At 72.1% G+C, this 21,482-nt stretch carries 23 protein-coding genes; 15 read left to right on the forward strand and 8 right to left on the reverse strand.

From position 1 onward, the window contains the following. Nucleotides 1-45 precede the first annotated feature (45 nt). The 10 genes from K6U06_RS08960 to K6U06_RS09005 all read left to right on the forward strand — a co-directional run bounded on the left by K6U06_RS08960 (nt 46) and on the right by K6U06_RS09005 (nt 7,552). On the forward strand, nt 46-627 hold the full coding sequence (locus tag K6U06_RS08960; protein WP_262321579.1) for an RNA polymerase sigma factor: 582 nt from the start codon (nt 46-48) through the stop codon (nt 625-627). After that, nucleotides 627-812 (forward strand): hypothetical protein, encoded by a 186-nt coding sequence (locus K6U06_RS08965; RefSeq protein ID WP_262321580.1) that lies wholly within the window; start codon nt 627-629, stop codon nt 810-812. Before K6U06_RS08960 ends, K6U06_RS08965 begins: the two co-directional genes overlap by 1 nt. A gap of 159 nt (nt 813-971) precedes the next feature. Continuing rightward, complete coding sequence (locus K6U06_RS08970) at nt 972-1,268, forward strand: SHOCT domain-containing protein (RefSeq protein ID WP_262321661.1); 297 nt, start codon at nt 972-974, stop codon at nt 1,266-1,268. Then, nucleotides 1,265-1,849: a sulfocyanin-like copper-binding protein gene (locus K6U06_RS08975; RefSeq protein ID WP_262321581.1), complete on the forward strand. Its 585-nt coding sequence runs from the start codon at nt 1,265-1,267 to the stop codon at nt 1,847-1,849. The genes K6U06_RS08970 and K6U06_RS08975 overlap by 4 nt, the downstream gene beginning before the upstream one ends. Nucleotides 1,850-1,891: 42 nt before the next feature. Further along, entirely contained in the window at nt 1,892-2,191 is a 300-nt protein-coding gene (locus K6U06_RS08980) for a metal-sensitive transcriptional regulator (protein WP_262321582.1), read from the forward strand. Between the two features lie 132 nt (nt 2,192-2,323). Next, nucleotides 2,324-3,997, forward strand: a complete 1,674-nt coding sequence (locus K6U06_RS08985; RefSeq protein WP_262321583.1) for a permease — start codon at nt 2,324-2,326, stop codon at nt 3,995-3,997. A 139-nt stretch (nt 3,998-4,136) separates the two neighbouring features. Further along, nucleotides 4,137-4,553, forward strand: coding sequence for a gamma-glutamylcyclotransferase (locus K6U06_RS08990; protein WP_262321662.1), 417 nt, complete (start codon nt 4,137-4,139; stop codon nt 4,551-4,553). Next, nucleotides 4,550-5,776, forward strand: coding sequence for a Zn-dependent hydrolase (locus tag K6U06_RS08995; RefSeq protein ID WP_262321584.1), 1,227 nt, complete (start codon nt 4,550-4,552; stop codon nt 5,774-5,776). The genes K6U06_RS08990 and K6U06_RS08995 overlap by 4 nt, the downstream gene beginning before the upstream one ends. Then, the gene (gene puuE / locus K6U06_RS09000; protein WP_262321585.1) at nt 5,769-6,701 is read left to right on the forward strand and encodes an allantoinase PuuE; all 933 of its coding nucleotides are present in this window, start codon (nt 5,769-5,771) and stop codon (nt 6,699-6,701) included. Before K6U06_RS08995 ends, puuE begins: the two co-directional genes overlap by 8 nt. Then, the gene (locus tag K6U06_RS09005; protein WP_262321586.1) at nt 6,698-7,552 is read left to right on the forward strand and encodes an HpcH/HpaI aldolase/citrate lyase family protein; all 855 of its coding nucleotides are present in this window, start codon (nt 6,698-6,700) and stop codon (nt 7,550-7,552) included. The genes puuE and K6U06_RS09005 overlap by 4 nt, the downstream gene beginning before the upstream one ends. Before the next feature lie 3 nt (nt 7,553-7,555). Here the strand turns inward: K6U06_RS09005 and K6U06_RS09010 are convergent, their stop codons facing one another. The 5 genes from K6U06_RS09010 to K6U06_RS09030 form a co-directional block, all read right to left on the reverse strand. Beyond that, complete coding sequence (locus K6U06_RS09010; protein WP_262321587.1) at nt 7,556-8,041, reverse strand: MaoC family dehydratase; 486 nt, start codon at nt 8,039-8,041, stop codon at nt 7,556-7,558. Nucleotides 8,042-8,086: 45 nt separating this feature from the next. Further along, entirely contained in the window at nt 8,087-9,346 is a 1,260-nt protein-coding gene (locus K6U06_RS09015) for an acetyl-CoA hydrolase/transferase family protein (RefSeq protein WP_262321588.1), read from the reverse strand. 48 nt (nt 9,347-9,394) lie between these two features. Next, complete coding sequence (locus tag K6U06_RS09020; RefSeq protein WP_262321589.1) at nt 9,395-10,861, reverse strand: MFS transporter; 1,467 nt, start codon at nt 10,859-10,861, stop codon at nt 9,395-9,397. 86 nt (nt 10,862-10,947) lie between these two features. After that, nucleotides 10,948-11,958, reverse strand: coding sequence for an LLM class F420-dependent oxidoreductase (locus K6U06_RS09025; RefSeq protein WP_262321590.1), 1,011 nt, complete (start codon nt 11,956-11,958; stop codon nt 10,948-10,950). Between the two features lie 11 nt (nt 11,959-11,969). Further along, nucleotides 11,970-14,594: a DEAD/DEAH box helicase gene (locus K6U06_RS09030; protein WP_262321591.1), complete on the reverse strand. Its 2,625-nt coding sequence runs from the start codon at nt 14,592-14,594 to the stop codon at nt 11,970-11,972. Nucleotides 14,595-14,660: 66 nt separating this feature from the next. Between K6U06_RS09030 and K6U06_RS09035 the strand changes: the two genes are divergently transcribed. From K6U06_RS09035 to K6U06_RS09045, 3 genes are all read left to right on the forward strand, one after another. Continuing rightward, nucleotides 14,661-15,482 carry an alpha/beta hydrolase gene (locus K6U06_RS09035; protein ID WP_262321592.1) on the forward strand — a complete coding sequence of 274 codons (822 nt, stop codon included), beginning with the start codon at nt 14,661-14,663 and terminating at the stop codon, nt 15,480-15,482. A gap of 10 nt (nt 15,483-15,492) precedes the next feature. Beyond that, nucleotides 15,493-16,524, forward strand: a complete 1,032-nt coding sequence (locus tag K6U06_RS09040; protein ID WP_262321593.1) for a hypothetical protein — start codon at nt 15,493-15,495, stop codon at nt 16,522-16,524. Between the two features lie 87 nt (nt 16,525-16,611). Continuing rightward, the gene (locus tag K6U06_RS09045) at nt 16,612-16,857 is read left to right on the forward strand and encodes a DUF6458 family protein (RefSeq protein ID WP_262321594.1); all 246 of its coding nucleotides are present in this window, start codon (nt 16,612-16,614) and stop codon (nt 16,855-16,857) included. Between the two features lie 33 nt (nt 16,858-16,890). Here K6U06_RS09045 and K6U06_RS09050 read toward each other — a convergent pair whose 3' ends face one another. Continuing rightward, entirely contained in the window at nt 16,891-17,382 is a 492-nt protein-coding gene (locus K6U06_RS09050) for an inorganic diphosphatase (protein WP_262321595.1), read from the reverse strand. A gap of 27 nt (nt 17,383-17,409) precedes the next feature. After that, nucleotides 17,410-17,802 carry a hypothetical protein gene (locus K6U06_RS09055; protein WP_262321596.1) on the reverse strand — a complete coding sequence of 131 codons (393 nt, stop codon included), beginning with the start codon at nt 17,800-17,802 and terminating at the stop codon, nt 17,410-17,412. Nucleotides 17,803-17,974: 172 nt separating this feature from the next. On the opposite strand from K6U06_RS09055, the gene K6U06_RS09060 reads away from it, so the two are divergent. Next, nucleotides 17,975-19,318, forward strand: a complete 1,344-nt coding sequence (locus tag K6U06_RS09060) for a glutamate decarboxylase (protein ID WP_410051013.1) — start codon at nt 17,975-17,977, stop codon at nt 19,316-19,318. 8 nt (nt 19,319-19,326) lie between these two features. On the opposite strand, the gene K6U06_RS09065 is transcribed toward K6U06_RS09060, so the two are convergent. Further along, nucleotides 19,327-20,889 (reverse strand): aldehyde dehydrogenase family protein, encoded by a 1,563-nt coding sequence (locus K6U06_RS09065; protein ID WP_262321598.1) that lies wholly within the window; start codon nt 20,887-20,889, stop codon nt 19,327-19,329. 77 nt (nt 20,890-20,966) lie between these two features. Here K6U06_RS09065 and K6U06_RS09070 point away from each other — a divergent pair, with 77 nt between their 5' ends. Further along, on the forward strand, nt 20,967-21,479 hold the full coding sequence (locus K6U06_RS09070) for a flavin reductase family protein (protein ID WP_262321599.1): 513 nt from the start codon (nt 20,967-20,969) through the stop codon (nt 21,477-21,479). Nucleotides 21,480-21,482: the final 3 nt, after the last annotated feature.

Genomic DNA, 21,482 nt, shown 5'->3' on the forward strand with positions numbered 1-21,482 from the left:
GAGATGGAGGTGCCGGCAACGGGGTGGGCGAAGGATGCCGGCGGCGTGCCCGACGCGGCTCTGGTGGCCCGGTTGGGGAGCGACGAGGGCGCGCTCGACGAGCTGTTCAGGCGTCACCGGCGGATGGTCTTGGCCTACGGCGCCCGCCGGTGCTACCAACCGGCGGACGTGGCGGACCTGCTGGCGGCCACGTTCCTGGCTGCGCTGAAGACCGCGTCGCGCTACGACCCGACGAAGGGTGACGTCGGCCCGTGGCTGCTCGCCTTGGCGCACCGCCAGCTCGGGTCCATGCCCGGGCGGCAGTCGAGTCCGCGTCGCGCCGGGAGGACCGACCCGGCCCCACGGGTCCTGTCGGATGACGCGATAGCCCGCATCGAGGAGCAGATCGACGCCGCCCAGTGCAGCGTCGAGATCGAGCACGCCCTGCTCGGCTTGTCTGAGCGTCACCGTGAGGCGCTGCGACTCGTCGATTACGACCATCTGACACCGACCGACGCGGCGCAGGTCACCGGTCTGCGGCCATCGGCGTTCCGCTTCCGTCTGGCCAGAGCCCGGCGGGCCTTCCGCTCCGCCCTGCGCGACCCGGTGCCCGTTGCACGGCCCCGGGTGGCGCTCGAGGTCCACTGATGGTGGGCGACGGGGGAGCGGTCCCGCTGGCGGATTACGAGCGCGACATTCTCGAGGAGCTGCGGGCTGCCCGGCTCGCGCTCGGCAAGGTCGCCCAACGCCGCGGGCCGGCGCGGACGACGCGCCCCCTCCCAGACGACGAGACGGCCGGCGACGGCGCGCCCGCTGCTCGCCCGCCCCACTGAGCGTCTCGTCAGCCCACCGCGGTCGCCTGCATCGCTGTTCCGGAGGCTCGCCGCGCTACCAAGGCGCACGCAGCCCTGCCGGTCCCAGCGTGAAGTGACCTTCGGCCCCATGCTCGCGATAGGGGGTGGGGGTATACCGGGGGTCAGGAGGTGTCGAAGATGATGTACGGAGGCTGGCACAGCGGAGGTTGGGACGCCGGGGCTTGGATCGGCATGGTGGCGGTGATGGTGGTGTTTTGGGCGGCGGTCGTCGCCGTCGTGGTCATGGCCTTTCGCCACCGCGGTGGTGGTTACCTGTCGGCCCCCCCGCCTCCTCCGGCGGGACCGCCCGCATCCGAGGGCCCGGAGCGTGACGGGCCCGACGCCGCGCTGCGCCTGCTCGAGCAGCGCTTCGCTCGCGGTGAGATCGACGCCGAGGAGTTCGGCCAGCGACGCGACCTTCTGCGCAGCCGATGACCGGCCTCCGGGTCAACGGCCGCCACCTGCTCGCCGGGGGCGCGTTGGTGGCGGCCCTGGCCGGGGTGTCCACCGTCGGGGTGGCGGCCGCAACGGGCGGATTCACCACCGGGACCGGGCCCGCGGCTTATGTCGCGCCCGGCGGGGCCTGCAACGTCCCCCAATCCCTTCCCGGCCCAGTGGTCGGGGTGACGGTGACGGACATGGGCCGGTGGATGGGGTCGGGCACGGGGATGATGGGGGGCACGATGCGGATCGTCTTGGACCGCTCGACGGTCCCCGCCGGAAAGGTCTCCCTCCGGGTGGTGAACGCCGGCAGCATCGTCCACGAACTGGTCGTGCTTCCGCTGCCCGCCGGCCAGCAGGTCGGCGAGCGGAGGATCGCATCGGACGGCAAGGTCGACGAGGCCGGATCCGCGGGAGAGGCGTCGCGGAGTTGCGGCGCGGGCGCCGGTGACGGAATCGACCCGGGCACCGCGAGTTGGGTGACCCTCACCCTGCCGGCGGGGACCTACGAGCTGGTCTGCAACCTTCCCGGTCATTACGCCGCAGGCATGTACGCCGAGCTCACTGTCGCCTGACCCCGTTAGACGGTACCCCCATAGGGTATATTGGGGCGAGGAATGGTCGGGAGGTTGACCGTGGTCGGTTACAGCGACAACAAGGATGCCGTGCTCAAGAGGCTGCGCCGGGTCGAGGGCCAGGTGCGAGGGCTCACCCGGATGGTGGAGTCCGACACGTACTGCATCGACGTGCTCACCCAGGTGTCGGCGGCGACCCGGGCTCTGCAGGCGGTGGCCCTGGAGCTGCTCGGCGAGCACCTGTCTCACTGCGTGCACGACGCGGTGGCCGCAGGCGGCCCGGAGGGAGACGAGAAGATCATCGAGGCTCGTGCCGCCATCGAGCGGCTGGTGCGGTCATGACCGATCCTGCACCACGCGCCTGCGATGCGGTTCGAGACGGGGCGCCATCGTGCTCGACTGGTCCTTTCGGGCGGCTGCGCTGGACGGGACTCGAGCTGGCCGGTCTGGCCCGTGCCGCGTGGAGATGGCGCCGTGCACGCTGATCTGCTGGCGGTGACCTTCGCCGGGTTCTGGGCCGACATCGGCCGGAGCCTGCGCGAGGGGTTCTACATGTTCTGGGACACCCTGTGGGCTCTGGTCCTCGGCTTCGGGTTGTCCGGCGCCGTCCAGGCGTTCGTGTCCCGGGAGGCGATGAGCCGCCGCCTCGGTGACCACCGACCGGGCAGCATCGGCCGGGCCTCGGTGTATGGGATGGTGTCGTCGAGCTGCTCCTATGCGGCTTCGGCGATGGCCCGGTCGCTGTTCGCGCGCGGCGCCGACTTTCTGGCGTCGATGGTCTTCATGTTCGCGTCGACCAACCTGGTGATCGAACTCGGCATCGTCTTGGCCGTGCTCATCGGCTGGCAGTTCGTGGCCGCCGAGTTCATCGGCGGGGCCATCATGATCGTGTTGCTGGTCGCCGCCGGCGGATTGTGGCTGCGGGGACGGGCCATCGACCAAGCCCGCCAGCACGTCGAAGACGCGGACCGCAACGCCGCCCATCACCACGCCGACGAGGCTCTCGGGCGGGAGGGCTGGAAGCGGCGGATCCGCACCCCGGCGGGATGGGCCGACGCCGCCGGCTACACCATGAGCGACCTGACCATGCTCCGCAAAGAGCTGGCCATCGGCTTCGTGGTCGCAGGGCTGCTCACCGTGCTGGTCCCCGGGCACGTGTGGTCCGACGTGTTCCTCCACGGCCACGGGTTTTGGACCAGCGTCGAAAACGCCGTCGTCGGGCCTTTCGTCGCGCTGATCAGCTTCGTGTGCTCGGTGGGGAACGTGCCGCTGGCAGCGGCGCTGTGGAAGGGGGGCATCACCTTCGGTGGGGTGGTGGCGTTCGTGTTCGCCGACTTGATCTCGCTGCCGCTGGTGCTGATCTACCGCAAGCAATACGGCGGACGGATGGCGCTGCGCATGCTCGGCGTCTTCTGGGCGGTGATGTCCGCCGCCGGCTTGGTGACCGAGTACCTGTTCAAGGCCTTCGGCTGGATCCCTACCGTCAAGCCCGGACAGGTCGTCGGCGACACCCTGCACTGGAACTACACCACCGTCTTAGACATCATCGCCCTGGCGGTGTTCGCCGGCCTTTACGTTCTCTATCGCAACCGGGATCGCCTCGGCGGCGGCGCCGGCTACGCCAAGGACCCGGTGTGCGGGATGCAAGTCGAGACCGCCCACGCTCCGGCGTCGACTGTCCACGACGGCCAGCGGGTCTACTTCTGCTCGCAACACTGCGAAGCGCGCTTCGTTGCCAACCCGGACCGCTATCTCGCCGCCGCCCCCGACTCCGACTCCTCCGACCGCCCCGATGACCTCGGGGCCGCCGACCCCGCCGGGCTGCAGGGCTCCACCGTCGACCTGACCGTTCTCGACCCGGTGTGCGGCATGACCGTCGACCCCGGCGCCGCCGCGCAGGTGGAGCACCGGGGGATCACGGTGAGCTTCTGCTGCCCTGGGTGCGCCGAGGGGTTCCGCTCCGACCCGGACCGCTACCTGCCCGCCAACGCCACCGACCCCACCTGCGGGATGACCGTGCGGCCGGAGTCGGCGGCGGCATACCGGCGCGGCTCCGACGGCAGCGTCTGGTTCTGCTCGCCGGGGTGCGCGCAGCACTGGGACGCCGCGCATCGTGCCCCGGTGGTGCTCCGCCGCCGGGACGGCTGAGGCCGCCAACTCAAGGCACCTGCGGCGTTGGTGCCCGTGCGGGACGCCACGCCTCCCCGCTGCGCAGGGCGATCGGCACCTGGGGGCCCGCCCGGCCAGGGGTAGCGAACGGCGCCTCTATGCTCGCCGTGTGCCCCACATGTTCTTGAACGGTACGGCGATGTCGGGACAGAAGGACCACGGAGCCCACGCCGGATCGACGTTCCTCGGACCGGCGCGCACCGCGGCCCGGTACCGGTTCTTCGCGGTGCGCGACGAGTTCCCCGGCCTGCTCCCGGTGGAGCGCGGCGGCCGGGCCATCGACGGCGAGCTCTACGACATTCCAGAGGACGTGCTTCGCGACCGGCTGCTGCCATCCGAGCCGGCCGAGTTGGAGCTGGGCGCCATCGAACTGGCCGACGGCGAGGAGGTCCACGCGATGCTCCTGCGCCCCGAGCGCCTCGCCGCCGGCGACCTGGTCGTCGACATCTCCGAGCTGGGCGGGTTCCGGGTCTACCAGCGGCACCTGGCTGCCAACGCCCGCCTGGACCAGGTGCTCGGACGAGCCGAGCGTTGAGGGAGGTCGACGGCGATCGGCTGGTCGGCGACCTGGCCCGGCTGGGCCTTATCGGCCGGGACGTCGACGGCGGGGTCACCCGCCTGGCGTGGAGCGCCGAGGACCGTCAGGCCGTCGGGCTGGTCGGGTCGTGGGCGGCGGAGACCGGCGCCGCCGTCACCGTCGACCCGGCCGGGACCCTCGTCGCTGACATCCCCGGCCGCGAGCCCGGCCTGCGCCCGCTGGTCGTGGGCAGCCACCTCGACACCGTGGTCGGTGCCGGACGCCTCGACGGCGCCTACGGCGTCGTCGCGGCGGTGCGGATCCTGGCGGCGGCGGCCGATACCGGGCTGCGCCACCCGCTGCGGGTCGCGGCGTTCGCCAACGAGGAGGGTGTCGTCGCGCCGCCGTTCACCGGCAGCCGGGCCGCGGCCGGCCACGACGTGACCGCCGAGCTGGACCACCCCGGGCCCGACGGGGTAACCCTCCGAGCCCGCATGGCCGGCGCGGGCTGCGATCCCGAACGGCTCGCCCGCGCGGCATGGGGTCCGCTGGCCGGCTACCTGGAGCTGCACATCGAGCAGGGCCCGGTCCTCGACGCCGGCGGCCAGCGGGCGGCCGTGGTGACCGCCATCTCCGGCCAGGTCCGGGCCCGGGTGGAGTGGAGCGGGCGGGCCAACCACGCCGGCACGACGCCGATGGACCTGCGCTGCGACGCCCTCGTGGCCGCCGCGCACGGCGTGCTCGCCGTCGAGCGCCTGGCCCTCGACGGGCTGGTCGCGGTCGCCACCGTCGGGCGCTTGAACGTGGAGCCGGGGGCGCCCAACGTGATTCCTTCGAAGGTGAGCTTCACCGTGGACGTGCGCAGCGTTGACGGGCCGGCCACCGCGAAGGCGATGGCCCGGCTGCAGGTGGACCTGACGCTGATCGCCCAACGCAGCGGCACCCGCGTCGACCTTTTCCCCACCTCCGAATCCGCGCCGGTGCCGACCGACCCCGCCTGGCGGCGCCTACTGCGAGCCGCGTCGAACGCTCGAGGCGTCGCCGCGGTCGACCTGGCGAGCGGCGCCGGCCACGACGCCCAGCACATGGCTGCCGCCGGTCCTGCCGGAATGCTGTTCGTCCCGAGCGTCGGCGGGGTGAGCCACCATCACAGCGAGGACACCGCCGAGGAGGACCTGGTTCTCGGCGCCCAGATCGGGCTCGACGCCCTACTCGCCGCCGACTTGGAGTTCGATGCCTGAGACCCCCGGGCGCGACTTCGTCGGCTACGGCCCCCGCCCCCCTGACCCGGCGTGGCCGGGCGGCGCGTCGATCGCCGTGCAGTTCGTCCTCAACTACGAGGAGGGCGGGGAGCGGTCGGTGCTCGACGGGGACGCCACGTCGGAGACGTTCCTCTCCGAGATGGTCGGCGCCGAGGCGTTCGCCGACCGGCACATGAGCATGGAGTCGCTCTACGAGTATGGCAGCCGGGCCGGATGCTGGCGGGTGTTGCGCCTCTTCGCCCGCAAAGGCCTGCCGCTGACCGTGTTTGGGGTGGCCCGGGCCCTCGAACGCAACCCGGCGTTCGTCGAAGCGGTGATGGCCGCCGGGCACGAGATCGTCGGCCACGGCTACCGGTGGCTCAGCTACCAGCAGGTCGACGAGGCCACCGAAGCCGCCCACCTGGCGCAGGCGGTGGAGGTCCTCTCCCGCCTGACCGGCGCGCCGCCGCTCGGCTGGTACACCGGACGGGACTCCCCGGCCACGAGGCGGCTGGTCGTCGACCACGGCGGGTTCCTCTACGACAGCGACTCCTACGCCGACGACCTGCCGTACTGGGCGCGGGTGTCGGGGCGCGACCACCTCGTCGTCCCCTACACCCTCGACACCAACGACATGCGCCTGGCCACCGCCGGCGGGTTCTCGAGCGGCATCGACTTCGAGGCCCACCTGCGGGACGCGTTCGATGTCCTCTGGCGGGAAGGGGAGGAGGGGCAGGCGAAGATGCTGACGGTCGGGTTGCACGCCCGCTTGGTCGGGCGTCCCGGGCGCCTCGCCGCGCTGGAGCGCTTCATCGACCACGTAAGGGCACACGACCGGGTGTGGGTGTGCCAGCGGGTGGAGATCGCCCGGCACTGGGCCGGACGCTTCCCGCCTCCAGGCGCCGGGACCAGAGGAGCACCATGAGTCGATCACTGCGGTGGCGCAGCGTCCTGTTCACCCCGGCCACCCGCCCCGATCGGACGGCCAGGCTGGCCGCGACGGCCGCGGACGTGACGGTGCTCGACCTCGAGGATGCAGTCCCGGTAGGGGAAAAGGACGCTGCACGCGACGGCCTCGAGGCGTTCGCCTCCGCCGTGCGCGCCGCCGGCCCGTCCCTGGTCGTGCTGGCCCGGGTCAATCCGGTCACCACGCCGTGGTTCGCCGCCGACGTGGAGGCCGCGGCCGCGGCCCGCGTGGCCGGCGTCGTCTTGCCGAAGGTGGCCGCCGCCGGCGACGCGGTGGCCGTCGCCGACGCCTGGCGAGCGGCGGGAGGGGCAGGCGAGCCGGTGATCCTGGCTGGGATCGAGACCGCGGCCGGGGTCGAAGCCGGGCCCGACATCCTCCGCGGCGGCGGGTTCGCGGCCGCCTACTTCGGCGCGGAGGACTACATCGCCGACCTGGGCGGCCGGCGCAGCGACGACTCGCTGGAGGTGCTCTACGCCCGGTCCCGGGTCGCCATGGCAGCTGCCATCGGGGGGGTCGACGCCATCGACCAGGTGGTGGTCCGCTACCGCGACTTCGACGCCTTCCGGGCCGAGGCCGGCTTTGCCCGGGACCTCGGCTACCGGGGGAAGCTGTGCATCCACCCCGACCAGGTCGGCTTGGCGCATGCCGCGTTCACGCCGTCACCGGAGGAGGTGACCCGCGCCCGGGCCCTGCTCGACGCGCTGGCCGCCGCCGGCGGCGGCGTAGCCGCATTCGAAGGGCAGATGATCGACGCTCCCGCGGTGGCGGCCGCCGAGAAGGTGCTGGCCCTCGCCGAACCCGACTCGTAGCGGCTACGGCGCTGGCGTGGCCCGCATCAAGGCGTTGCGGTCGGCCACCACGACCTCCTCTCCTCGCTGGTTGTAGCCGACGTGGCGGAACGTGACTATTCCCTGACCGGGCCGCGAGGAGGACGGCCGGGACGCCAGGACTTCGGTTTCGACCCGGATGGTGTCGCCGTGGAAAACCGGGTGGGGGAAGTCGACCTTGGTGAAGCCCAGGTTCGCGACGGTCGTGCCGAGGGTCAGGTCGGCGACGCTCAACCCGACGACTAGGGCCAGGGTGAAGAGGCTGTTGACCACCCGCTGCCCGAACTCGGTGCCGGACGCGAACTCCTCGTCGAGGTGCAGCGGCTGCGGGTTCATCGACATGCACGTGAACATGACATTGTCGGACTCGGTGACGGTCCTGGTCATGGCGTGGCGGATCCGGAACCCGACGGGGAGCTCGTCGAGCCACCGGCCGCGCAGAGCTGACGGCTGGGCGGTGGGGCTGTCCATGGGGGTGTTTCTACTCGCGCCGACCCCGCCCCGGCCGGGAGGCGCTCAGGTCGCCCCGGCCGCCGCGGCGAGCGTGTCGCGCCAGGCGGGCGCGGCGACGGCCAACAAGGCGTCGATCCGTTCTCGGATGCTGGCACCGCGCAGCCACGCCACCCCGTGCTCGGTGACGACCGCGTCGACCGCGTGGCGGGGCAGCGAGACCGGGGTGCCGGCGGCCAGGCGGGGCACGATCTTGGTCACCGTCCCGGTCCCGTCCGCGGCGCGCAGCGCGACGATGCGCAGACCGCCGGGGGCGCGGTGGGCGCCCTCGAAGAAGTCGACCGCCCCCCCGAGGCCGGAGAGGGACCGGCCGCCGGCCGCCTCGAGCGCCACCTGCCCGGTCAGGTCGACCTCGAGCGCCGAGTTGATCGACACGAAGCGGTCGATGTCGCCGGTCCAGCGGGGGTTGTGCACCACCTCCGAGGAGGCGACCTCGACGTCGGGGTTGCGGTCGACGTGGGCCATGAGCGCCGCGGTGCCGATGATCTCGACCGCGACGACGGGAGGGCCTTCCCGGCCGCGGCGCAAGGCGCCTCCCTCGAGCAGGTCGATCACGCCGTCACCGGCCATCCCGACGAGCCGGGCTCCGCCGCGCACTGCCCCGAGCGACGCCGTCACCGCTTCGGGGACGGCGCCGATCCCGAGTTGCACCGTCGGCGCGTCGGGGAGCAGGCCGAGCACGTTGTCGGCGATGCGGTCGTTCACCTCGTCGCGCTCCGCCGGCCGGTGCAAGCTGGTGGGGAGGTCGGCTTCCACCATGGCGGTGCACTCGTCGACCGACAGCAGGGTGTCCCCGGTGGTGCGCGGCAGCGCCGGGTCGATCTCGGCCAGGACAATCCCGCCGGCGGCCTTCACGGCACGCAGCCCGGCCAGGGTGTAGCTGCCCGACGGCCCGATGCTGCAGCGCCCGGACCGGTCGGGTGGCGACACCCGTACCAGGAGGCTGTCGACCATGCCGGGCAGCGCGGCGGGGATGTCCCCGAGCCGGTAGGGCACGTAGTCGACCTGTCCCCGGTCGGCGAGGCGGCGGGCGGCGCCGCTCACGTGCCAGGTCCGAAGCCCGAGGTGGCCGGCGGCCACCGCGTCGAGCCACGGCAGCGGCCCGAGGAGCATGCCGGTCACCACCGTCGCGCCCGGCCGTTCGGGGGCCAGCCGGCCGAGCGCCGCCAGCAGGGTGGCGGGCGTGGCGCACGCCGGGGAGGTGAGCACCCGGGCTCGGTCGGGGAGCAGCCGGACGGCGGCGTCGGGGGTCACGATGCTCGGCATGGCCGGGTGATGGTAGGCGAGGTCAGACCGAGCGGGTGGGGGACGGGGTCAGGCCACGCCGTGCCCGGCCGCCTCCTGCGCGGCCGCCGCGGTGGCCACATCGCGCGGATAGGTCCGCATGGCCCGCAGCAGGAGGATCCCGTTGGCCGCCAGGGGGAGCAGCATGACGATGAACGTCAGCTCCAGGCCGGTCCGGCCGCCGCCGAAGACGTGGTCCGAGACCGCGCCGAAGAGGAGGGGGGCCAGCGCCTGGCCTCCGGTGCGCAACCCGGTGCGCACCCCCTCCGCCCGGCCCCACAGCGACGACGGGACGATGTCCAGCCTGGCGGCGTCGATCGGCGGGTTCTGCGCGGAGAGGAAGAACGCGGCCAGCACCAGATAGAACAACGCCACGGTCACCGACCGGGTGACCAGCGCCGGCACGAACAGCCCTACCGTGGCCAGCGCCGCGATGGCCGTCACCAGCACCCGGGCGTTGAGGACCCCACGGTGCAGCAGCCGGTCCGATAGACGCCCAGCGACGAGCACGCCGAGGACGGCGCCGGTGCCGAGCACGAGGAGCAACGCGTTGGCCACGGCCTGGTTGATCCGGTACTGCTCCTTCGCGAATTCGACGGCGAAGGTCTCCACTCCGGACAGGTAGAAGTAGCCGCAGGCGCTGGCCACGATCAAGGTGACGTTGGTGGGGATGCGCAGGACGTAACGGAACGCCGCGATCAACCCCAGGTGGTCGAGGCGCGGCCCGAGGATCATGGCTTCGTCGGGCCCGAGCCCCCGCTCGCGAGCCAGGCGCTGCGCTGCGGTCTCCGCCGGGGGTTCCGGGCCATTGGGGGACCCCGGCGGGCCGCCAGGGACGTCACCGCCGGGCGCGGCGGCCGGCGACACCGGCTGCCCGGTCGGGCCGGGGGCCGGCCGGAAGGCCGGCAGCAGGGGCGCCACCCCCCCGCGTTCCGGCTCCGGGAGGCGCAGCACGGCGCGAGCCAGGACGAACGCGGGGATGGCGAGGACCAAGAACGCCGCCCGCCACGACAGCGCCGCGATGTCACCGGTGACCGCGAAGCCCACGCCGGCGCCGAGCAGCTCCCCGGTGAGCAGATAGCCGTAGATCTTCCCTCGCTCCCCGCTGGGGAAGTAGTCGCCGATCAGCGACGCCACGATCGGCCCGGCGGCGGCGGTCACCACCCCGAGGAACAGCCGGGCCAGCAGCAGCCGGTCGAAGCTGCCCGCGGCGGCGCTCCATACCATCGCCACCCCCCACAGGATGATCGTCAAGCCCAGCGTTCGGGTCCGCTTGAACCTGTCGGCCAGAGCGCCGAACGGCACGCTGGCGACCGCGGCCACGACGGAGTTGACCGCCACCAGCAGACCGATGTCGGTGTTGGAGATGTGCAGCGCCGAGCGCAGCTGGGTCGCGGAAGCGCCGACGGTCGCAGCGTCGGCGGAGCTGAGGGCGAGGACCGCGCCGAGCAAGACCACCACCCTGGTCCGGTCCGGACCGCCGAGGGTGCGCTCCACGCGGCGGGCCGTCCACTTGGCGACGCGGCGGCTGCCCCTGCGGACGCGGCCCGGGCCTGGTTGCGCCGGCGTGATCGCCTGCCTGCTCAGGCGGCGTGCAGGTCGGTCAGGATCTGGCGCGCCGCGTCGGCGTTGAGGCCCGCCGGGGTGTAGAAGCTGACCCGATCGACCAGATCGCCGACCCGGGCGATGACCTGCCCGGCGACGTCGTCAGGTGCGGCGACCACCGCGAACGCCTCGAGCACCTCGTCGCTGATCTGCTCGCCCATGGCGTCCCACTCTCCGCGCTTCGACAGCACGTTGAGCCGCTCTTGAAGGTCACCCCAACCGTGCACGTCCAGCACCCGGCGATACGCCGGCGTCGACGCGTAGAAGGCGATCTGCTTTCGGGTGGCGACGGCCGCCTTGTCGATGTCCGCGGCGCTGGCGCCGGTCACGATGAAGAGCGGGTACGACAATTGAAAGTCGGCCCTGGTACGCCCCGACGCTGACAGGCCGGCCTCGATCGTCGGCAGGGTCACCTCCCGCAGGTACTTGGCAGTGCTGAAGCCGTGCACCAGCATCCCGTCGGCGACCTCCGCCGCCACCTTGGTCATCTCGGTTCCGACCGCCGCGAGGAACACCTTGGGCGCGCCGTAGTCGTTGGGGCCCGGATCGAAGAACGGCGTCATCAGGGTGTGGCGATAGAACTCGCCACGAAAGTCCAGCGGGGTCCCTTCCTGCCAGCACGCCCAGATGGCCCGCATCGCAGAGATGAACTCGCGCATCCGCGGCGCGGGATGGGACCACGGCATCGAGAAGCGCTTCTCGATGTGCGGCTTGATCTGCGAGCCGAGACCGAGCAGGAACCGTCCCTTGGAGTAGGCGTTGAGGTCCCACGCCACGTTGGCGGTGATCATCGGGTTGCGGGCGAACGCCACCGCGATGCCTGTGCCGACAAGCAGCCGCTGCGTGCTCCCCGCGGCCAGGACCATGGGAAGGAACGGGTCGTGGTTGGTCTCCGACCCCCACGCCGCGTCGTAGCCGTCGGCCTCGACACGCGCCGCCTGCTCGGCGACGGCGCCGAGGTTGTTGCTGAGCCCTCCATCGACGTACACAGTGCCGGACCCTAGTGCGCCCCGGGCCGCACCTCGGGGTACGCCAGCTCGCCGCCCCGCTCGACGGCCGCGGCGGTCATCACCGGCTCGCCGGCCTTGTCCGATGCGGGGATGTCCACTGCGAACACCAGGGCCCAGTCGTGGTCGCCGGCGGGGTCGTCGAGCACCTGGCGGACGTACCAGCGGGCCGGGTCGGCGGGCACACCGAGCCCGGGCGGCGGATCCTTGAGCACGCTGCACCACCTCCCGGAGCGGGCTTCGCCGCCGATCTCGATGCCCGCGTGGTCGGCCCGGTAGCCGGCCAGCGCCGCGCCCCACGCGACGCGGTCCCATCCGCCGGGGCCTTCGAGTGCCGCCAGCCCAGCGTCGTCGCGCCGGGCGGCCAGCTCCACCCGCCGGAACGCGGCGTTGCGCAGCATCAACGTGAAGGCCCGCTCGTTGGCGCTGAGCGGCGGGACGCGGTCGTCGCCGGCTGAAGGCGGTCGGATCTCGGCCGGCGCTCCGTCGGTGCCGGCGCCGGGGACCCCGCCGGATTGCAGCGTCTCCCACTCGTCGAGCAGGCTCGAGTCGACCTGGCGTACCAGCTCGCCGAGCCAGGCGGTCAGGTCGTCGAGGTCGTCGGTCTTCAGGTCCTCAGGGACGCTTCGCCGCAGCGCCTTGTAGACGTCGCTCAGGTAGCGCAGCACCAGCCCCTCGGATCGGGTCAGGCCGTAGTGAGCGACGTACTCGCTGAACGTCATGCCCCGCTCGAAGAGGTCCCTGGCCACCGACTTGGGCCGGACGTTGTGGTCCGCGGCCCACGCGTGGCGGAGCCGGTAGCTGTCGAAGAGGTCGTAGAGCATCTCGGCCAGCGGTTTGGGGTGTTCCAGCTTGTCGAGGACCGCCATCCGCTCGTCGTACTCGACGCCCTCGGCCTTGAGCCTGTTCACCGTCTCGGTCCGCAGCTTGTCGAGCTGCGCGGCCAGGATCGGCCCCGGGTTGTCGAGGGTGGCCTCCACGACGCTCAGCACGTCGAGGGTCCACGACGGCGACGCCGGGTCGAGGCGGTCGAGGGCGTCGAGCACGAACGGCCCGAGCGGGGCGTCGAGCGCGAAGTCGCTCTGGAGGTCGGTGGTCACCCGGATCCGCCGACCGGACTCGTCCGGCTGCTCGAGGACCTCGAGGGCGCCGGCGCCGAGCAGAGACCGGTACATGGCGATGGCCGTCCGGATGTGCCGGCGCTGGGCGGGGCGGGGCTCGTCGTTGTCGAGCAGCAGACGGCGCAGGGCCCCGCACCCGTCCCCCGGACGGTCCAAAACGTTTAGCAGCATCGAGTGCGAGACGTTGAAGCTGGAGCCAAGAGGTTCGGGCGGCGCGACGCGCAGCCGGTTGAAGGTGTCCTCGGTCCACGGCACGAACCCCCGGGGGGGTTTGGCCTTGACCAGCTTGCGGGTCTTCTTCGGGTCGTTACCGACCTTGGCCGCGGCCCGCTCGTTGTCGATCACGTGCTCCGGAGCCTGGATCACCGCCAGGCCGGCGCTGTCGTAGCCGGCCCGTCCGGCCCGCCCGGCGATCTGGTGGAACTCGCGAGCGCTGAGCAGCCGGGTGGTCGTCCCGTCGTACTTGGCCAGCCCGGTGAGCACCACGGTGCGCAGCGGCAGGTTGACACCGACGCCGAGAGAGTCGGTGCCGGTCACCACCCGCAGCAGGTTGGCCTGAGCCAGCCGCTCCACCAGCCGCCGGTAACGAGGCAGCATCCCGCCGTGGTGGACCCCGATGGCGTGACGCAACAGCCGGGAGAGGGTGCGACCGAAACCGGGGGCGAAGCGGAAGCCGGCGATGGCCTCGGCCACCGCGTCGCGCTGGGCCCGGGTGGCGATCTGCGCGCTGGTCAGGGCCTGCGCGTGGGCCACCGCCGCGGCCTGGGTGAAGTGGACCACGTAGACCGGCGTCAGGTTGTCGGCGACCAGCGACTCGATCGTTTCGTGGAGGGGGGTCCGGCGGTACTCGTAGCTGAGGGGCACCGGCCGGGTGGCGGACGAGATGACCGCCACGTCGCGCGCCGTGCGCCGGCGAAGGTCCGCCTCGAAGCGGCTGGTGTCGCCGAGGGTGGCGGAGAGCAGCACGAACTGGGCGTTGGTCAACTCGATGAGCGGCACCTGCCATGCCCACCCCCGGCTGGGATCGGCGTAGAAGTGGAACTCGTCCATTACCACCTGGTCGACCGGGGTGTCGGGACCGTGGCGCAGAACCATGTTGGCCAGCACCTCGGCGGTGGCGCAGATCACCGGCGCCTCCGGGTTGATGGCCCCGTCGCCGGTCAGCATCCCGACCCGGGCCGGGCCGAGCACCCCGCACAGGTCGAAGAACTTCTCTGACACGAGAGCCTTGATCGGCGCGGTGTAGAAGCTGCGCCGCCCGCTGGCCAGCGCCGCGACGTGCGCGCCCAGCGCGATCAGGCTCTTGCCCGACCCGGTGGGGGTGGTGACCACCGCGTGGCTGCCCGCGAAGATCTCGAGGACCGCCTCCTCCTGCGCCGGGTACAGGGTCAGGCCTCGACCCGCGGCCCAGGTGCTGAACGCGTCGAGCGCCTCGTCGGGACTGGCCCTGCGGGCTCCGAGGTCGATCGGTCGGAGGGCCTGGGCGGGTTCGGTCACGGGACTCCTATGCTACGGAGCCGTCGAGGCGACCGGGTGCGCCGGCGCGCGAGGGAGGCGGTTGCCATGGCTGGGGTCTTCGGGGTGGAGGTGGATGGCTCGGAGGGCCGCTTTGCCGGCGGCCGGCTGTACTACCGGCACTGGCCGGTGCCCGACCCGGTGGCGACGGTCGTGGTCTCGCACGGCTTCGCGGAGCACAGCGGCCGCTACCACCACGTGGCGGCCGCGCTCGGCGCGGTCGGCCTGGACGTCTGGGCCGCCGACCACCGCGGTCACGGCCGGTCCGAGGGCGAGCGGGCCGACATAGAGTCGCTCGCCGCTGCGGTCGACGACCTCGACGTGTTCGTCGACCTGGTGCGCGAAGCGCGACCCGACCTGCCGGTGTTCCTCGTCGGCCACTCGATGGGGGGCCTGATCGCCGCGGCGTACGCCGAGGACCACCAGGATCGCCTTGCCGGGCTGGGCCTGTCCGGGCCGCTGCTGTTCGCGCCCCCGGAGCTGCTCGCCCTCGCCGACGCCCCGGAAATACCCGACCTGGGGCTGGCCGACGCCGTGTCGAGCGACCCGGCGGTGGTGGCCGACTACAAGGCCGACCCGTTGAACTACCTCGGGCCGCCCCCTCGCGGCTTCCTGCGAGCCGCCGGCGAGCTGATAGAGGTCCGCCGCCGGCTGAGCGAGCTGACCGTCCCGATCCTCGTGATGCAGGGGTCGGCGGACCTCCTCGTCAGCCCGCAGGCCCTCCGCGACGTGGTGGCCGCGGTGTCCTCCGAGGACTTGACGGCCAGGCTGTGGCCGGGCCTGTGGCACGAGATCTTCAACGAGCCCACGCGGGCCGAGGTGCTCGCAGTGCTTCGCGACTGGATCGTCGAGCGGCTCCCGCCGTCGTGACCCACCCCGGGTGGCGGTGACCGGAGCCCGGCGCCGGGTGCGACCCTGGCCGGCCGGGCTGCTGGTCCTCTCGCTGCTCGCCGCGTGCGGCGGGGCGGGCGGCGGTCCGCCCGGTTCCGAGCCCGACGGCCGGCAGGCGACACCGCCGCCTGTGAACGCCGGGCCGGGGGGCGGCGCGACAGTGCCCACCTCGACGCCCGCCGCGCCGACGACGACGCTTCCCCCCTCCGGGCCGCCGCCGGCGATCACCGACCCGGCGTGGAGCACCTCTGCCGGCGATGGTCGCTGGCAGGGCGCGGGTCGCCGCGTGCTCGGCGCACCGGCGGTGTTCACCACGACGCTGCACCGCGGCGGGTCGACTTACGGGGTGGCGTGGATGGACCAGCGGCGCCTCCGGCTGGTCCTCTACGCGGGCACCTCACAGCCGGCGGGGGTGTGGGCCCACGACGGGGCGGTGGCCGGCGCCGATACCTCCTCGCTGGTGGCCGCGTTCAACTCCGGCTTCAAGCTGGCGGAGTCCCAAGGCGGCTGGTACGCCGACGGCCGGGCGGCTGTGGCGCTGGCCGTCGGGGCGGCGTCACTGGTCATCCGTTCAGACGGCACTGCGACCATCGGGTCGTGGGGACTCGACGTGGGGATGACCGCGGACGTGGCGGCGGTCCGCCAGAACCTGCAGCTCCTCGTCGACGGGGGAGCGCCGACCGCGGCGGTCGGCTTCCCCGACCAGATCCACACCTGGGGGGACCCGCTGCACGAGAACGTGGTGACGTGGCGTTCCGCGATCGCACTCGACCGCGCCGGACAGCTGCTCTACGTCGCGGCGTCCGCCGCGACGCCCGCAGACCTGGCCGCGGCGGTGATCGCCGCGGGCGGCCAGCGGGCCATGGAACTGGACATCAACCCGCAGTGGGTCAGCTTCGACACCTTCACGGGCAGCGGACCGTCCCTCAGCGCCGCGAAGCTCCTGCCGACGATGGCGTTCCCCGCCACCCATTTCCTGCAGCCCTACTTCCGGGACTTCTTCGCGGCGATGGCTCGCTGACGCGGGAGGTTTCCGGCGGCCCCCAGCGAGGGAAAAAGACGGGAGGCAGGGCAAACGCCCGTTGCCATACCGAGGGAGCAACTTCAAATGGGTGTTGGTACCAGCATCTTTCTCATCGCAGTCGGTGCGGTGCTCGACTTCGCAGTGAAGGTCAACAACAGCAACTTCAACGTCAACACCATCGGCGTGATCCTGATGGCCGTCGGGGCGCTCGGTTTGGTGCTGTCCCTGGTCTTCTGGGGTTCGTGGGGCGGTTTCGGCAACTACCGGCGCTCGCAGCGCGTCGTTCACGACGGCAACCAGACCTACGTCGAGGAGCGCGGCCGCTACTAGAGCCGGCCCCCGACCCCCCCGGCCACCGGGCGGCTATCGGGCGGCGTTACGCTCCAGCAGCCGAGCGCGGCACTGCTCGATGGCCGCTTCGGCTTCTTCCCGGGTGCGCCATCCGTCAATCTCGACGTTCTTGCCTGGCTCCAACGCCTTGTAGATCTCGAAGAAGTGAGCGATCTCGTCGAGCTCGTGAACCGGGATGTCCTCGAGTTCGTTGACAGCGATGCTGCGGGGGTCGCTGGCGGGGACGCAGAGGAGCTTGGCGTCGGTGCCCTCCTCGTCGCGCATCAGGAACATGCCAACCGGACGGGCCTTGATGTGGCAACCCGGAAACGTCTTCTCCCGCAGCACCACCATGGCGTCGAGCGGGTCGCCGTCGGCGGCCAACGTGTGGGGGACGTAGCCGTAGTCCTCGGGGTACTGCGTCGAGGTGAACAGAGTGCGGTCCAGCCAGATCACCCCCGACTCATCCGCTTCGTACTTGTTGCGAGTCCCTTTCGGGATCTCGACGACCACCTCGATCTCCATCTTCGATTGGTAGCACGGCCGGAGCGCCTAGCGCACCTCGGCCCGCCGGGTGTGATATGTGTCACGCCTTGCGGACTGCGCCGACGCCGGCCGCCGGGCCGAGGGCCGCGGCCCGCGGCTGGGTGGCGGCGGTCGGCGGCGGTCGGCGCTCGGGCGGTGCCCGGCGAAACGGACGACCGCGAGGAGCGCAAAGAGAACCACGACGACCTCGGCGACGGCGCGGACCCGCCAGCCGGCGGCAGCCCCGACCGCCTCGACCGCGCCGGCCGCGGCCAGCGGCAGCCCCCACCAGCGGGGCCGGCGGGCCCGGAACCCGAACACCGCGACCATCGCCCCGGCGACGAAGAAGACCAACGGCCCGAGGCCGAGGGCGATGGCGCAGAACAGGGCGACCACGGCGGCGACGATGTAGAAGATCACGGGATGTAGAGGCTCACGGCGTGCGGGTCCGGTCCGGGAGGCGGCTGGGGCCAGGGGCTGGGTGGATGGACCATACCTTCCCGGTCCGGGTAGAGCCTTGGATGCCGCACCACCGAACGGAGATCCAGTGCCCTTGCACCGCCCCGCCAAGCCCAGTTCCGACGTACTCACCCTGCACCCGCTCTACAGCGGCCGGGCGGGCACCACCTCCATCCCCGCGTACCGGATGCCCGACGGGGAGATGGACCCCGACGCCGCCGACCGGCTGATCCGCGACGAGCTGCTCCTCGACGGCAGCTCCCGCCTCAACCTGGCGACGTTCGTGACCACCTGGATGGAGCCCACCGCGGCGAGGCTGATGGCCGACACCGCCGACAAGAACATGATCGACCGCGACGAGTATCCCCAGACCGCGGAGCTCGAAAGCCGCTGCGTGCACATGCTGGCCCGCCTCTGGCACGTCCCGACCCAGCAGGCGGTGGGCTGCTCGACGACGGGATCCTCAGAAGCGGCGATGCTCGGCGGGATGGCCCTCAAGTGGCGGTGGCGGGCCCGCCGGCGCGCCGCGGGCGCCGACACCGACAAGCCCAACTTGGTGATGGGCACCAACGTCCAGGTGTGCTGGGAGAAGTTCTGTCGGTACTGGGACGTCGAGCCGCGCTACGTACCGATGGCCCCGGGCCGTCTCCACCTCACCGCGGAGGAGGCGGTCGCCCGCTGCGACGAGAACACCATCGGCGTCGTGGCCATCCTGGGCTCTACCCAGGACGGCAGCTACGAGCCGGTGGCGGGGATCGCGGCAGCCTTGGACCGGTTGGCCGCCAGCGGCGGCCCCGACGTTCCGATCCACGTGGACGCGGCATCCGGCGGGTTCATCGCCCCGTTCATCGACCAGGACCTCGAATGGGACTTCCGCCTGGCGCGGGTGGCGTCGATCAACGCCTCCGGGCACAAGTACGGGCTGGTCTACCCGGGCGTCGGCTGGATCCTCTGGAGAGACCAGGAGGACCTGCCCGAGGACCTGGTGTTCAGGGTCAACTACCTCGGTGGCAGCATGCCGACGTTCGCCCTCAACTTCTCCCGGCCTGGTGCGGAGGTCGTTGCGCAGTACTACCAGTTCATAAGGCTCGGCTTCGACGGCTACCGCCGGGTGCAGGCCGCCTGCCGTTCCGTGGCCCGCCACCTCTCCCACGAGGTCGGCGCCCTGGGACCCTTCGAGCTGCTGAGCGACGGGAGCGAGCTGCCGGTGTTCGCCTTCACCTTGAAGGACGACGCCGGCCACTACAGCGTCTTCGACGTGTCCGACGGCCTCCGCCGGCGGGGCTGGCAGGTCCCGGCCTACACCTTCCCCGCCGACCTCACCGACGTGGCGGTGCTTCGCATCGTCGTGCGCAACGGCTTCAGCCGGGACCTGGCCGATCACCTCCTCTCGGATTTGCGCGGGGTGGTCGCCCGCCTCTCCAAGCTGTCCGCGCCGCTACCCCAGGAGGAGGACCACGAGGGGTTCCACCACTAGGGCGCTTGCTAGCGCGGCGGGTAGAGGGAGTAGTCCGGGAAGTTGCCGAACAGCCGCTCGTCGGGCCCGTCGGGCCCGTAGGTCACCGCGTCCACGAGAAGGTCGCCGCCCACGAACGCCCCCTTCCACGAAGCGCCGAGACCGCCGAACACCTCCTCGCGGTCACCCCTGCTGCGCGGCCGGTTGACGCCGACCTTGAACGACTGCAGCTGCTCGCCGACTCGCGCCGCGAACGCCTCGTCGTCGGTGGCCAGCGACCCGACGAGGGAGCCGTTGGAGGCGTTCATGGCCGCCAGCAGCTCCGCCTCGGTGTCGACGACGACGACCGAGTCGAGCGGCCCGAACGGCTCGGCGTGGTGCATCGACCAGTTGGCGGGGGGCGCCAACACGCACGCTGGAGCGGCGTAGGCGGCGGTGTCCATCGCGTCGAGGAACGACCCCTCACCGACGGAGCGGTGCGCCAGCGGTATGCCCCCGCCGCGGATCGCCTCATCGAAGGCCGCGCCCAGCTCGGCGGCCTTGGTGGCGTGGATGACCGGCCCGAAGTCCAGCTCGGGGAAGGCGGAGTCCGCCGTGTCGACGGCGAGGGGATGACCGAAGCGAATGCCGGCCACGACCGGCAGGTACATCTCGAGGAACGCCGGGAACAAGCGGCGCTGCACCACGTAGCGGGGGTAGGCCGTGCAACGCTGCTTGGCGTACTCGAAGCCCTTGCGCAGGTGCTGGGCCAGCAGGGCCCACTGCGAGAAGTCCCAGATACCCCAGCAGTTGAGGCCCTCCTGCTCGACCATGTGGCGCCGCCCGGTGTCCGCCAAGGAGATCGCGACCTGCCGGCCGTTGGCCCGACCCCCGACGAACGCCAACGCGCCGAGGCCCTCGCTTCGCACGAGGACCTCACCGAGCTGGCTGCCGACCCCGGAGATCAGCGTGACTGGCAGGCCGGCCCGGCGCATCAGGGCGTGGGCCAAGGTGAGGCAGTGGAACCCGCCTTGCGACGGCGTCTTGGCGACTACCGCATTGCCGGCCAGGAGTTGCACCAGCTCGCCGTGGACCTGCACGCTCATCGGGTAGTTCCACGAGGCGATGTTGGACACCGGCCCAGGCAGCGGTCGGCGTTCGGCGTCGGTGCCCACCCGCAGCTGGCGCTCGATCTCCCCGACGTACCACCGGGCGCCGTCCAAGCAGCGGTCGACGTCGGCGACCGCCAGCCGCCACGGTTTGCCGATCTCCCACACCAACAGCAGCGCGAGCAGGTCGCGGTGCTCGGTCAGGGCGTCCACCGCGTCGGTCACCCGGCTGCGCCGCTCGTCGAGGTCCACCGTCGCCCACTCGGAATGCTCCTTCAGCGCGAACGCCACCGCCTCCTCGGCCTGGGCGTATGAAAGCCGGGGGGGTCCGGGGATGGGGCTGCCGTCGACCGGGGTGACGTGATCGCCGGGGGCCCCGAGGCGCCGCCACTCGCCGCCCGACAGGTTGCGCAGGCGGTCGGAGTCGAACGCCTCGGGAGCGGCCGCCACGCAGCGGGCGTAGGTCTCCCACCACGACGTCCCCGGCTTCAGTAGTCGTCCCATCTCGTTCTCCTCGCCCCTCCGGCAACCGCAGCTGCTCCCAGCTCCGCGTCCCAGACGCTAGACCGTAAAGTGCGCCGATGGTCGAGCCCAACGCCGCCCGCCTATCCGCCTCGCCGATCGAGCAGGCCGAGTTCCGCTCCGTGCTCGGGCACTTCGCCAGCGGCGTCGGGATCGTCACCGGGATCTCCGAGGGAGCGCCGGCCGGTTTCGCGTGCCAGTCGTTCTTCTCCCTGTCGCTCGACCCGCCGCTGGTGGCGATGGCCCCGTCGAGAACCTCGACGAGCTGGCCGGGCATCCAGGCCTCGGGAGCGTTCTGCGTGAACGTATTGAACGCCGAGCAAGAAGCCCTCTGCCGGGTGTTCGCTCGCCCCGGGGCCGGGACCGACAAGTTCGAGGGGATCGGCTGGACCCCGGCGCCGACCGGTTCGCCCCGCCTTCACGAAGTCTTGGCATGGGTCGACTGCCGGGTAGAGGCCGTCCACGACGGCGGCGACCACTTCCTGGTGATCGGCGCGGTCGCCGGGATGGGCTCCAGCGCCGGGGAGCCCCTGGTCTTCTACCGGGGCGGTTTCGGCGGTTTCGTCGCCTGAGCG

The sequence above is a fragment of the Acidiferrimicrobium sp. IK genome (genome assembly GCF_025499425.1).
Taxonomy (GTDB): domain Bacteria; phylum Actinomycetota; class Acidimicrobiia; order Acidimicrobiales; family Palsa-688; genus Acidiferrimicrobium.